Genomic DNA, 12,258 nt, shown 5'->3' on the forward strand with positions numbered 1-12,258 from the left:
GAGCGACCCTTCGATGAGCTAGATGCGGTCGGGCAGAAGCTCGATGGCGAAAAACCCGCCGCCGCCGAACATGGCCACCGTCAACAGGAAGGGGTTGGAACGTTCGTTGAAGGCAAAACGAAACAGGAGCGGGTCCCCCGTGAAGGGGAGGGTGACCACGGCCGAAAAATCGATGTTCTGCAAGGAGAAGACGCCGAAGCCGACATCGGGAATGTTGAAGGTGTAGCCGAGCCGGGCGCGCTCGGCGTCCACGTCGACGATGGGCTGGCCAAAACCGTCGTCGTCCATGCCCGGCAGCTGGATCCGGTCGAGCAGGTCCTTGACGAAATTGAGCGGACCGGCGAATTCGATCGCCGCGATCGCCGGATTGAAGACGGGCTTCTGCCCCTTTTTCGCGGTGAACGCAAACTTCGAGAATTTAATCCGGATCAGGGTGACCAGGGGCTTGACCAGGTCGAGGGTGAAGTCCCTGAGCTCTCCCCTGATTTCGAAGGCAGGGTCCTTGCCGCTGAGGTAGGCGATCGACCGGGCATCGATCGTGAGTGCGGCCGGGCTGCCGTTGCGTTCGGCGACGAAGGCACCGGAGCTGCGCAGCTGCGGCTTCCAGTTCATCAGGGTGTGCATCTCGACGGGAGACCCGGAGGCGTCGTTGCGGATTTCGGTCTTGATCGAGAGGGCCTCGTCCGGCCGGCTCAGGAAATCGGGGACCGCCTTGACGATGTCCCTGAGCAGGATGCCGCCCAGGAGACTGGCCTTGTCGTTAAAAAATTTGGCAGGATCGAAGCGCCCGCCGCTGACATCGGCGAGTGCGGTTTCCGCCGCGGCCATGGCGTCGCCCCCGCCGGAAGGAAGCCCGCCGACCGGCCCCAGGGCGCGCGACAGCCCGATGACGGAAAAGCTCGGGGTGGCCACCCCGCCCGACCTGTCCCCCTTCCCGGCGCCGAAATCGAGGCCGGGGGCCGCCGGAATCGCCGCGAAAACCTCGCCCCGGTTTGACCCGCCCAGTCCGTTCTGGAGGTAGGTCTTCGGGTACCGGATCTCCGTGGCGCCGAATCGGACCAGGGACTTCAGGGCCGGGATGAAGACCGACGCCCCGTCCATGGCCGGGAAGAACAGGGGCTGTCCCGCCCTTTTCCAGTCGTCGCTCTTGACCTGGCCAAGCGGCGGCCTGGCCCTGAAGGTGATGTTCTGCACCTCCAGCTCGGTGTCGCCCGGCTTCTGCGGGGGGGCGAAGGCCACCTTGCGGCCCTTGAAGGAAGGACGGCGCCGGAACCGGTTGGCATCCTGGTTATAGGCCTCGACCACATCCTCCATCTTGTCCGGTTGGAAGGCGTAGTTGGCGTCCACGAATGCCATGGGGGTGGTGAACTCGACGCGGTTGCCCGCCCGGTCGGCGCCGATGCAGTGAAAGAGGAAGTCCCGCTTCTGAACATAGGGCCAGAATGCCGATTGATGGGCGCCGTCGAGCAGGTCGCTGTCCTCGGGCCGGTCGAGGGGGGGCGTCATCCGGGTGGTCAGGCGCACCGAGCGGAAGGGGAGTTCGCGCCCCTCGTGGGGCTGAAACGGGGCCGGGAAGACCTTCTCGGCCTCGCGTACGACGATATACATCCGCTGGAAGAGGTAGGCGATCCGCCGGTCGTCGTCCCCCCGGTGAAATTTGCGCTCGGTGATCTTGACGAGCGAGGCGGCATGGCCGAAGGGCATCATAAAGCCCTGGTAGACGACCTTGACGTAGTGGTCGCGCCCGAGCGTGGCCCGGTGGTCCCACTGCTGCACCGCAAGGGGGGTGTCGGACCAGGTCCCCGTGGAGTCGAGCCAGCCGCCGAGGGGCGACAGCATCAGGCGGTCCACCTCCACCGGTTTCGGCTGCCAGCGGGAACCTTTATGGTTCATGGCGTAGTTGCTGGTGAGGTGGACGATCTCGTGACGGTCCTGGCGGTCGAGCGACATCCGGAACGGGTGGCCGTTGTCGTGCCCCGGCCCGTCGGACGGCTTCCCGGCGTTGCAGTCGGGAGACCAGACGGCGCGGACGGCCAGGTAGGGGCTGCCGGAATCGACGATGGCGCCGTCCGCATCGGGCGCCGCCAGCCGCGTGTGCCAGAGCTCGGTGCGGCCGTTATGGGTGACGGCCCCGACCGAGTGGGCCCAGAGGTTGTAGGCGTTGGGGGAAAGCAGGAGGCGGTAGGGGAGCTCGATCGCCGTCTGATGCGCCGCCGGCGGCGCGATTTTCAGAATGGCCGTGTTGACCGGAAACCCGAGTCCATCCCGGCGGACCCGGTAAAGGTCCCGCGCGGAAGCGCCGCCGGGAAGGATCGCCGGCGCGTAGGGCGCCGGTCCGCCGGGGGCCGGGGTCTGGGGTTTCCGCTTTCCCTGGCCCGCCGCCTGCGCGAAGGCCGCGGGCACCGACGGGGGAAGGGCGACGGGAACCAGGCTCGGGTCCAGGCTTTCCCACGAGAGGAGCGCCTCCAGCGTCAGCGGGATCTCGGCCACCTCCTTCGGGACCAGAAAGGCCAGGCGCGTGGCGCCCGCGAGCCGCGAACCCACCGGGGGGTCCTTGGGATCGTCGGACCCGCCCGATTCCTTTTTGGGATCGTTCTTGTCGGGTTCGAAATGAGGCGTGGCCTCGAAAAAGGCCTGCTCGGCGATATGCTGCGGGGGAAAGTGAACGATGAGGTAGGCCGGGTCGCCGTCCATCCGGACGAGCTTCGGCGGCGTGCCGGGCTGCATGGCGAGATTGAGGCATTCGATCTCGAGCGTCAGCAGGTCGTCGGGGCGCAGGACCGATAACCTGGGGTTCCGCACCAGTAGCTGCGCCTTCTTCAAATCGGCCTGGGGCCGGAGGCCCGGGGAGATCTTCGGCTGAACCTTCTTCCGGTTCTGCGCGAGTTCGAATCCCTCGTCCCCGTGGACGACGGGGATGAGCCCCGCCACCCCCGCGATGCAGAGAAAGCGGCGCCGCGTGAGCGGCTGCGCCCGATCCTCCCGCAAGGCGTCCGTCCGCCTGCCCCGAACCTCGTCCCGGTCCTTCCCGCGCCCGTCTTCGCCCATGGTTCGCCCCTGGTGCCTGGATGCCGATGAAATGCTCGGGCAGGGCGTCTTCGGCACCTGCCGGAAATGCAAAGATGATCTGTTTTTCGCAGCCGCCGATAGAAGAGCCGCCGGTTCGGGGCCCGGGGGAGTATATCGGACAAATCCGGGCGAAACAACAGACCGGATTCGAAGGAAAGCCGATCCATCCGGGTCGGCCCTTTCCTCCGCCCCCCGCCGGGATCGCCTGGTGGAGAGTCAGGGTTTTCGCCGCCGGTCATTTCCCCGCACCGGGGCCCCGGTCGCCCGGCGTCGGCAGCGCGGGGGACGGGGCCGGCCGCGGGGGACCGTCTCCTCCCGGGGCTGCCGGGGCGGGGACCGGCGCGGAGGCGCGCTCGGCCTCCTTTCCGGCCGCGACCAGCTGCCGGATCTCCCCGAGGAGCGCGGCCGCAAGGGAGACCATGAGGGGCCCGAGGAGGATGCCGAGAAGGCCGAAGGCGAAGGTGCCGCCGATGGCGGCCAGGGCCACCAGCATCGGGTGCTGCTTTTCGCGCGCCCCGACCACGACGGAACGGATCACGTTGTCGGCCGAACCGACCACGACCAGGCCCCAGAAGGCCAGGAGCGCGCCCTGCCACCAGGCGCCCATGGCCAAAAAGCCGATGGCGACGGGGGCCCAGACCAGCAGGGCGCCGACGACGGGGACGATCGAGGCCAGCCCCCCCAGGGCGCCCCAGAGCACGGGGGAGCGGACCCCCACGAACCAGAACCCCAGAATGAGCAGGGCCCCCTGCCCCGCCGCCACGGCCAGCATCCCGTTGACGTTGGCGATGACGGAATCGTGGATGGTCCGCTGGATGTTGCCCGCCGTGCGGGAGTCGAGCGGGGTCATCCCCGCCAGGCGCGCCACCATCTCCTTCCCGTACCGGAGCAGGAAATAGAGGAAGAGGGTCACCAGCAGCCCGGTGAACAGGAGGCCGGTCACCTCGTTGATGGCGATCCCGATGTTGCTGACGAGGTAGCCGCTCACCCGCTTCATCGCTGCCAGCACCTCGGCGTGGATGGCGTCCTTGTCGATGGGGAGCCGGCTTGCCACGGCCTCGATCATGCGGTCGGCCGAGGCGGCGGCCAGGGCGGGCCACCCCCCCTCCTCGAGCGTACTCTGGCCGAACTCGTGGTAGAGGGCGGTCAGCCGGCTGGTGACGGTGAACCCCGCGGCGCCGAGCACGGCCCCGAGCAGGAGCACCGTCCCCAGCGTGGTCAGCAGGGCGGCAGGGCCGGGCCGGCCTCCCAGGCGCCGCGCGAGCCGCTCCTGCGCCGGGTGCGCCATGATGGCGATCACGCTGGCCACGATGAAGGCGGTGAAAAAGGGGAGCGCGATCATCACGAGAACGGGGAGCGCCGCCAGGAGCAACACGATGAGAAAGATCAGCGAGCGCCGCTGGGGCGGCCATTCCGGTTGCGTCATATCCCCTCCCCACCGGGCGCCCGCCCGGTCGGAAAAACCCGCCGGCCGCGCGCCGACTTGACCCGGATCAAGGAATCGCCCGCGCTTTCCCCCTATCCTGGATGGCGACGGGGCCTCGCGGGTCCGGCCGCCCGGTTGCCGGCTCAGAGTATGCGGAAAGGGAAATGGACTTCAATCAAAAACAACGGTCGCCCGGCATCGCCCGCACCCGCACGCTGGTGCAGGCGGGCTTCGGCCTGTTCTGCCTCTGGGCGGGGTACCGCTTTTACGGTTTCTACCTCTGGGCCCTGGAGCGGTCGGACACCTACGTGCCCCGCCCCCCCTCGGTGGAGGCCTTCCTCCCGATCAGCGCCCTGCTCGCGCTCAAGCGCCTGCTCCTGACCGGGCTCTGGGACCGGGTCCACCCCGCCGGGCTGACGATCTTCATCGCGGCCCTCGTCGTAGCCTGGGCCCTGCGCAAGGGGTTCTGCGGCTGGATCTGCCCCGCCGGCCTGGTTTCGAACCTGCTCGAGAAGGCGGGGCGCCCGATCGCCCTCCCCCCGCTCCCCCGGTGGGTGGAATACCCGCTCCTCAGCCTGAAATATCTCCTCCTCGCCTTTTTCGCCTGGGTCATCCTCGTCGGGATGGACCTCGGTGCGATCGACGCCTTCCTCCGCTCCCCCTACAACCTGGCGGCGGACGCCAAGATGCTCCAGTTCTTCCTCCCCCCCTCGGCGCTCACGGCCGGGGTGCTCGGCTTCCTGGTCCTGGTGTCGCTCGTGATCCGGAATTTCTGGTGCCGATTCCTCTGCCCCTACGGGGCGCTCCTGGGGCTCCTCGCGCTGATCGGCCCGCTGCGGGTCCGGAGGGATCCGGCCGCCTGCATCGACTGCGGCCGGTGCGACCGGGTCTGCCCGGGCTCGATCCGGGTGTCGCGCTCCCGGTCGGTGCGCCGCCCCGAGTGCGTCGGGTGCATGGAGTGCGTCGAAGCCTGCCCGCGCGAGGACTGTCTCACCTTCGCGGCCGGGAGGCGCGCCCTCCCCGTCCGCGCCTTCCCCCTGGCGGTGGTCGGGCTCTTTCTCCTCTTCTACCTGGGCGCGGTCCTGACCGGACGGTGGGAAACCACCATCCCGCCGGAGATGTTCCAGCCGCTGTACCGGTCGGCCGGGGAGCTCGCGCACCCCTGACGGGCTACGGCCGGATATCGAAGAGGCGCTCCGCCGGGGCGGAGAAATACTCGGCGATCTTCTCGTTGAGCGCGCGGTGCACTTCGGGCGCGTACTTCGGGTCCTTCATCGTCTTCTGGAAGAGGGGCTCGAAGGTCTCGTGCGGGTTCAGGTGCATGTGAAGGGTCACGCTCTTCCCCGTCGGCTTGTCGGTGAAGACCGTCTTTTTCTCCGCCTCGGGGAGGAGGGTGAGGTCCCCCTGCTGGCGGAAGGCGCCGAACTCGCCGCGCGCCCCGGTGATGTAGGCCAGGGCCATCGCCTGGCAGCAGTGGTGCGACGTCTTCACCCGGATCCCCTGCCGCACCGGGAGCCGCTCGCCGTACAGGGCGCGGAAGGCCTCCTGGGCCATGCGGAAGGCGAAGGCGGCGCCGCCGGCGCAGTAGCCGTGGACCTTGAGGACCTCGGCGAAGGTGATCTCGACCGTCTCGTCGGGGGTGATGCCGAAGAGGGCCGAATTGGGGGACCGCATCCGGATCGCGGCGTGCGGGATACCCACCCGGCCCGCGGCCTTCCAGGCGGGGTTATCGGCGGCCCACAGGCCGCACGAGCAGCCGGCGGCGGCCGCGGCGGCCAGGAAACGCCTGCGGCCGGGGAAACGGAGGAGATCGGCGTGCGAATTCGGGTCGTTCATGGGGCGGGCTCCTGTGTCTTTCGGGTCTTTTCCCGATAAATAGCTTTACGCAACACGGCATTCATCCTATTTATAAAGCATTTCGGGGGAAACGAAAATGGCTGCGTTGACGGTCGAAGGGTTTCACACCATCCTCCTCTGCCGCCGGTGGGAAGAGTGCGTCGCCTTCTACCGGGATCTCTTCGGCTTCAGGACCGTGGACTCCGGCCCCGGCTTCGTCGAAGTCGAGGTCGCGCCGGGATCGCACATCGGCCTGGTCCGGAGCAGGAGAGGAGGCTCCCCCGAAGGGGGCGATTTCGCGCTGGCCCTGACCTTCCGCGTCCCCGACCTCGAAAAGGCGCGCGAGTTCCTCGCGGCGCGCGCCCCGGGGGTGGGGGACATCATCGACCACCCCTGGGGCGCGCGCCTGTTCAGGATGCAGGACCCCGAGGGAAGACCCCTGGAGATCTGGACCCGGCAGTAACGACAGGGACCTCCCGCTTCCTACAGCCTGATTCCCAGCCGCTCCCAGACCGACTCCCCCTCGGCGATCTTCTTCGCCTTCAGGTGCCGGTAGGTTCTCAGCAGGAACCAGGCGAGCGGGAGGACGCCGAAGACGATGATGACGGTGTCGGGCACGATCCGCAGCACTCCCAGCACCCCGACCAGCGGGCGCTCGAAGAAGCCCACCTCGCGCGCCACCCAGAGCCCCTCCCTGTAGCTTGTCCAGACCTGGGCGATGCCGACCGGGAAGAGGGTGCCGAGCGTCATGGTCAGCAGCCCGGCGTTCAGGCCCCAGAAGGACAGCTTGAGGAGACGGTCGTTCCAGTGTCTCCGTTCGACCAGGCCGCGCCAGGAGAAGAGGAGGAGCGCCACCGAGAGCATGCCGTAGACGCCGAACAGGGCCCCGTGCGCGTGGTTGACCGTCAGGTAGGTCCCGTGCTCGTAGTAGTTGACCAGCGGGAGGTTGATCAGGAAGCCGAAGACGCCGGCCCCGAGGAAGTTCCAGAAAGAGCTGGCGATGAGAAAATACATCGGCCACTTGTAGGGGAACTCCCGCCCCTCCTTCCGGATCGATTTGTACTCCATCAGCCCCCGGACCACCAGGCCGAAAAGCGGCACCGGCTCCATCGAGGAGAAGACCGAGCCGACGGCGAGCCAGAGCGACGGCCCCCCGAACCAGAAGTAGTGGTGGGCGGTCCCCAGGATGCCGCTCAGGAATACGATGGCGGCGGTGAAATAGGCCACCCTGAGCGCGCCCCTGGCCGAGACCAGGTTCATGGCGACCAGGAGGACCGAGATGACGGCCACCCCGAAGAACTCGAAGATGCTCTCCACCCAGATGTGGACCACGAACCAGCGCCAGTAGTCGGCCACCGTCAGGTGAGTCCCCCGGGCGAAGAAGAGGCCGAAGGCGAAGAAGACGACCACGAGGATGGCGCTCAGCACGTAAAAATGGACCAGCCGGCGGAAATCGGGATCCTGGATGCGCTGGGTGCGGTCGGACACGGCGCGGTAGACGATGACGAGCCACCCCACCAGCCCGACCAGAAGGAGGATCTGCCAGAACCTGCCGAGCTCCAGGTATTCCCACCCCTGGTGCCCGAACCAGAACCACCCCTCGCCGAACAGCCCGTTGATCCCGAGCACCTGCCCCACCAGGCTCCCGACGGCTACGAGGAGGACCGCCCCGAACAGGATCTCGACCAGCAGGCGCTGCCTGCGGGGTTCGCGTCCCCCGATGATGGGGGCCAGGTAGATCGAGGAGGCGATCCAGGTGGTGGCGATCCAGAAGATGGCCAGCTGCAGGTGCCAGGACTTGGCCCAGCTGTAGGGGATCAGGCTCCCCACGATCGGGATGTAGAAGCTCCCCGGGTGGACCGTGTAGTGGGCCAGCAGCCCGCCGAAGCTCGTCTGGACCAAAAAGAGGAGGATGACGACGAGAAAGAACTTGGCCGCCGCCAGCTGGCTCGGCGTCAGCGGCATGTCGATGAGCTTGTCGGCGAGCGGCACCCCCTTCGGCTCGCCGTACCAGAGCCCGTCGCGGTGGACCCAGAAGATGAAGAGCCCCAGGGTGACGAACAGGGAGATGATGCCGGCCAGGGTCCAGACATAGGTCTCCGTGGTGGCGACGTTGCCGACCTCCGGCTCGTGGGGCCAGTTGTTGGTGTAGCTGTAGTCGGAGCCGGGGCGGGCGGCCGAGGCGACCCACGCGGTCCAGAAGAAGAAGCGTCCCAGCTGCCTTCGCTCTTCCGCCGTCGGGACCGTCCCCGGCAGGAAGCCGTAGCCGGTGTCGCCGTCCCGGAAGGTGCGTTCCCAGAACTCGAGGCTCTCGGCGAGCGCCGCCTCCTGGGCCGGCTCCAGCCGGAGGGTGTCCGCGTCCGCGTCATGGGCGTTGGCCTTCATCATCCGGCGCGTCCGGATGTCGACGAGGTCCTTTTCCTCCCCGGCAAGCTCCGCGTAGGGGCGCCCGTAGGCCCCGAGCGCCAGTTCCTCCCTCACCCTGGCGCCGGCGCGGTGCAGGGTGACGGCCGAAAACTCCATCCCCCGCTGCGACCCGTGCCCCCAGACGCTCCCGTGGTCCATCAGCCCGTAGCGCTGGAAGACGTCCTGCCCGGCGAGGATGTCGGCCTTCGTGAAAAGCACCTCTCCGTCAGGGCCGAGAACCCGCCCAGGGTAGGGGGGCGCCTCGCGGTTGGCGAAAAACCCGCCCAGGAGCAAACCGCCCAGGGCAATGACAAAACAGACTATCGCCGCTCTTTTGAGTGTCTCCGTTGACATCGTTTGTCTCCTTGTCCTTCGGGGATGAACATCCGGCCAATGCGTCGATGGTGTCGCGAAAAAAAACCGGTGAATGGCCACCAAGCTACCCGAAAGGGAGAGGATTTGCAAGCGTGAGGAAAGGGGAGACGCCCCCGAAGGGACGCCCCCGGCAGGTTACGCCGGTCTGCGGGCGCGGATAAAGGCGCCGGCAAACCGCCCCTCCGCCCCGGCGATGACGGCTTCGGGGTCGAGACCGCTTTCGGCCATCAGGTCGCGGATATCCCCGGCTTCGTAAATGCGCGTCGGCTCGATCTCCACCCCCTCGAACCCGGCGGCCTCGAGTTTCGTGCGATATTCGTCCCGCTCGAGGGCCCCGGCGATGCAGCCGGCCCAGAGCTCCATGTTCTTCCGGATCGGCTCCGGCACGCTCCCGAGCACGACCACGTCGGAAACGGCGAAGCGCCCCCCCGGCTTCAGGACGCGAAAGGCCTCGCGGAGCACCCGGTCCTTGTCCCCCGAGAGGTTGATCACGCAGTTGGAAATGACGACGTCGACCGAGCCGTCCGGGAGCGGGATGTCCTCGATCTCACCCTTGAGGAACTCGACGTTGGCCACCCCCGCCTTGCGCTGGTTCTCCCGCGCCAGTTCCAGCATCTCGTCGGTCATGTCGAGGCCGTAGGCCTTCCCTTCCGGCCCCACCCGCCTGGCCGAGAGAAGGACGTCGATCCCCCCTCCCGAACCGAGATCGAGCACGGTCTCGCCCGGTTTCAGTTCGGCCAGGGCGGTGGGGTTGCCGCACCCGAGCGAGGCCAGCAAGGCGGCTTCGGGCAGCCCCGCGGTCTCCCCCGCCCCGTACAGTTCGCGCGTGATCGGGTCCGCGCCCCCGGGGGAGCCGCAACAGCCCGACGATGCGCAGCAGCCGCGCGCGCCCGATTTTGCCCGCGCGGCGGCCTTCCCGTACCTGTCCTTCACGATTTCCTTGATATCGATGATGTTCACTGACGTATCCTCCATTTCACTCTTCCCGCCCCCGGCCACCGGCGCTTCCCGCCCCGCACTCCCCCGGGCAGCAGCCCGCGAGCATGCGGGCCGCGAGGGAGACCGATTCGACCAGCGTCTCGTGCTTTTCCGCAGGAAGGCCGTGCAGCATTTCCGCGCAGAGGTCGCTCCAGGCGGCTTGAATGCGGTCGAGGGCGGCGCGCCCCTTTCCTGTCAGGGCGATCAGGACCGCCCGCCGGTCGCGAGGCGCGGGGGTCCGCGCCGCGAGCCCCTCCCGGACCAGGCCTTCCACGGTCCGGCTGAGGGTGCTGGCATCGAGCCCCAGGCGCGCGGCCAGCTCCTTCAGGGTCAGCCCCCCCGCATCGCCGATCTCCGCGATCGCGTGGCACTGGGCGACGGTGACGCCGCAGCAGAGCGCCTCGCTCCGGGTCCGGGCCCGCACGGCGCGCTCGATCTCCCGCAGCCCGGCGCGGAACCTTTCCACCCTGGCCTCCATCCCCGCTTCCACCATTGCCCTCTTCCCTCCTGCTCCTTTTTAGTTGCTATACACAATTATTGTATTTCAAATCTAAATTGTCAAGTTTCCTGATCCCGTTGTTTTTTTCATACTTCCCCAAGGCTCTGGTAGGCAATTCTACCCAGCCCGGAATGGGTATTCTTTCCTATTGATCCGGGGGCGCCATATTATTGAATATACTTTCAGTATCAATATTTTTGCATCCCATTGTTTAAAAGATACTAAGGAGGAGATAATGGCGGCCGAACTAAAATTTGAGAAGGTCAACGGCATCGATCTTCACACTCTCGGAGGTACGATCGACGCCATCCGGAAGGATCCCGAACTGGGCAAATGCCGCTTCCGGGCCCGCAATCAATGGAAGGGGGACACCCTCAACCGCTCCGAGGTCACCGACTTCTACGGGGCGAAATCGGTGCAGAAGCACAAACAGGCGTTCGAGATGCACGCGGACGAGCCCCCGATCCTGGCGGGGGGCGACCGGGCGCCCAACCCGGTCGAACACCTGCTGCATGCCCTGGCCAGCTGCGTGACGACGTCGCTGGTCGCCCACGCGGCGGTGAAGGGGATTCAGATCAAGGAGCTGGAATCGGAACTGGAGGGGGAGATCGACCTGAACGGGTTCCTGGGCCTCGACCCCGACGTGCCCAAGGGCTACACCGACATCCGGATGAAGTTCAAGGTCAAGACCGACCACGAAAACCTGAAAATGCTCGAGCGCCTGGCCCGCTTTTCGCCCGTGTACAACACCCTCATCCACGGAGCCAGGGTCGATATCGCCATCGAACCCAAGTAGAGAATGATGGGGACAGTGGTGACTGTCCCCTATTCCTTGATGAGGAGCAGGGTGGTGGGGTCGAGCGCCACCTGGATCGGGCTGACGTCGGGGTTGTCGTGGTCCTTGAGCAGCCGCAGCTTGATCTGCGCGTCCTCCGGCTCCAGCGCGAGGATCACGTCGATGGTGTCCTCCAGGCGCGCCAGCGGCTCGGGAATCCCCCGCGCGTTTCGCTCCGAATCGCGGTGGATGACGGCCGACATCCAGAGTTCGCCGCCGATCTCGCCGGCGATCGAGCGCAGTTGGCCCATTTCCTCCGGCGTCGCCCGCTCGAAGTCGAAGCCGTCCAGGATCAGCGCGGCGGGGAAGAAATTCATCTGCTCGCCGATCCGCGCGACGGTTTCCCTCAGCCGGGCGACGGAGAAGCTGGAGCCGACGAAGGTGTGGATGTTGCGGAAGCGCTCCATCTCCATCCGCTCCGTGTCGACGTCCTCGAGCCCCGCGCTCCTGGCCAGTTCGAGGAAGATCTCGCCGTAGAACCCCCTGATCTTGTCGATCCCGTCGTCGAGCGCCACGTGCAGCACCCGGCGCCCGCGCATCAGGTCGTCGAGCGCGATCCCGACCAGCACCGCCGTCTTGCCCACGCCGTGCCGGGCGGCCACCACCCCGATGTTGCCACGGCCGAGGCCGCCGTGAATCGACTTCTCCAGAAGCCTCAGCGGGCTCCGTTCGTTCAGGTCTTTCCGATGCATGGCTCGTCCCTCCCGGGCTACTCTTCTTCCTTGTCCAAGTTGGTGCCGTACTTCTTGATCAGTTCCTTGGAGACCTCGGCCGGGACCGGAACGTACCGGCTGAACTCCATGGTGAACTCCGCCTTCCCCTGGCTCGAGGACC

The 12,258-nt window shown here is 67.2% G+C and carries 10 protein-coding genes; 3 read left to right on the plus strand and 7 right to left on the minus strand.

Annotated elements, in window-relative coordinates:
* Positions 1–18: 18 nt before the first annotated feature.
* Both GXY47_04230 and GXY47_04235 read right to left on the minus strand, forming a co-directional pair.
* Positions 19–3,048, minus strand: a complete 3,030-nt coding sequence (locus GXY47_04230) for a hypothetical protein (GenBank protein ID NLV30343.1) — start codon at positions 3,046–3,048, stop codon at positions 19–21.
* A 256-nt stretch (positions 3,049–3,304) separates the two neighbouring features.
* A complete protein-coding gene (locus GXY47_04235) occupies positions 3,305–4,495 on the minus strand; it encodes an AI-2E family transporter (protein NLV30344.1) in 1,191 nt (396 codons plus the stop codon).
* Positions 4,496–4,659: 164 nt separating this feature from the next.
* Between GXY47_04235 and GXY47_04240 the strand changes: the two genes are divergently transcribed.
* On the plus strand, positions 4,660–5,661 hold the full coding sequence (locus GXY47_04240) for a 4Fe-4S binding protein (GenBank protein ID NLV30345.1): 1,002 nt from the start codon (positions 4,660–4,662) through the stop codon (positions 5,659–5,661).
* A 4-nt stretch (positions 5,662–5,665) separates the two neighbouring features.
* Here the strand turns inward: GXY47_04240 and GXY47_04245 are convergent, their stop codons facing one another.
* Positions 5,666–6,331 carry a twin-arginine translocation signal domain-containing protein gene (locus tag GXY47_04245; protein ID NLV30346.1) on the minus strand — a complete coding sequence of 222 codons (666 nt, stop codon included), beginning with the start codon at positions 6,329–6,331 and terminating at the stop codon, positions 5,666–5,668.
* Between the two features lie 97 nt (positions 6,332–6,428).
* Here GXY47_04245 and GXY47_04250 point away from each other — a divergent pair, with 97 nt between their 5' ends.
* Positions 6,429–6,794: a VOC family protein gene (locus tag GXY47_04250; protein ID NLV30347.1), complete on the plus strand. Its 366-nt coding sequence runs from the start codon at positions 6,429–6,431 to the stop codon at positions 6,792–6,794.
* A gap of 20 nt (positions 6,795–6,814) precedes the next feature.
* On the opposite strand, the gene GXY47_04255 is transcribed toward GXY47_04250, so the two are convergent.
* The 3 genes from GXY47_04255 to GXY47_04265 form a co-directional block, all read right to left on the minus strand.
* Complete coding sequence (locus tag GXY47_04255) at positions 6,815–9,091, minus strand: nitric-oxide reductase large subunit (GenBank protein ID NLV30348.1); 2,277 nt, start codon at positions 9,089–9,091, stop codon at positions 6,815–6,817.
* Between the two features lie 156 nt (positions 9,092–9,247).
* Positions 9,248–10,087 (minus strand): arsenite methyltransferase, encoded by an 840-nt coding sequence (locus tag GXY47_04260; protein ID NLV30349.1) that lies wholly within the window; start codon positions 10,085–10,087, stop codon positions 9,248–9,250.
* 1 nt (position 10,088) lies between these two features.
* Positions 10,089–10,583: a MarR family transcriptional regulator gene (locus GXY47_04265; protein ID NLV30350.1), complete on the minus strand. Its 495-nt coding sequence runs from the start codon at positions 10,581–10,583 to the stop codon at positions 10,089–10,091.
* Positions 10,584–10,824: 241 nt separating this feature from the next.
* Between GXY47_04265 and GXY47_04270 the strand changes: the two genes are divergently transcribed.
* Entirely contained in the window at positions 10,825–11,385 is a 561-nt protein-coding gene (locus GXY47_04270; GenBank protein NLV30351.1) for an OsmC family protein, read from the plus strand.
* A 29-nt stretch (positions 11,386–11,414) separates the two neighbouring features.
* Here the strand turns inward: GXY47_04270 and GXY47_04275 are convergent, their stop codons facing one another.
* Positions 11,415–12,116, minus strand: a complete 702-nt coding sequence (locus GXY47_04275; protein ID NLV30352.1) for a hypothetical protein — start codon at positions 12,114–12,116, stop codon at positions 11,415–11,417.
* Positions 12,117–12,258: the final 142 nt, after the last annotated feature.

It is taken from the genome of Acidobacteriota bacterium, assembly GCA_012729555.1.
Classification (GTDB): domain Bacteria; phylum Acidobacteriota; class UBA6911; order UBA6911; family UBA6911; genus UBA6911.

Bases quoted from the DNA above. Each gene is read 5' to 3' on its own strand.
- GXY47_04240 (NLV30345.1), top strand. From the start codon at position 4,660: ATGGACTTCAATCAAAAACAACGGTCGCCCGGCATCGCCCGCACCCGC.
- GXY47_04245 (NLV30346.1), bottom strand. From the start codon at position 6,331: ATGAACGACCCGAATTCGCACGCCGATCTCCTCCGTTTCCCCGGCCGC.
- GXY47_04265 (NLV30350.1), bottom strand. From the start codon at position 10,583: ATGGTGGAAGCGGGGATGGAGGCCAGGGTGGAAAGGTTCCGCGCCGGG.
- GXY47_04275 (NLV30352.1), bottom strand. From the start codon at position 12,116: ATGCATCGGAAAGACCTGAACGAACGGAGCCCGCTGAGGCTTCTGGAG.
- GXY47_04260 (NLV30349.1), bottom strand. From the start codon at position 10,087: ATGGAGGATACGTCAGTGAACATCATCGATATCAAGGAAATCGTGAAG.
- GXY47_04230 (NLV30343.1), bottom strand. From the start codon at position 3,048: ATGGGCGAAGACGGGCGCGGGAAGGACCGGGACGAGGTTCGGGGCAGG.
- GXY47_04255 (NLV30348.1), bottom strand. From the start codon at position 9,091: ATGTCAACGGAGACACTCAAAAGAGCGGCGATAGTCTGTTTTGTCATT.
- GXY47_04270 (NLV30351.1), top strand. From the start codon at position 10,825: ATGGCGGCCGAACTAAAATTTGAGAAGGTCAACGGCATCGATCTTCAC.
- GXY47_04235 (NLV30344.1), bottom strand. From the start codon at position 4,495: ATGACGCAACCGGAATGGCCGCCCCAGCGGCGCTCGCTGATCTTTCTC.
- GXY47_04250 (NLV30347.1), top strand. From the start codon at position 6,429: ATGGCTGCGTTGACGGTCGAAGGGTTTCACACCATCCTCCTCTGCCGC.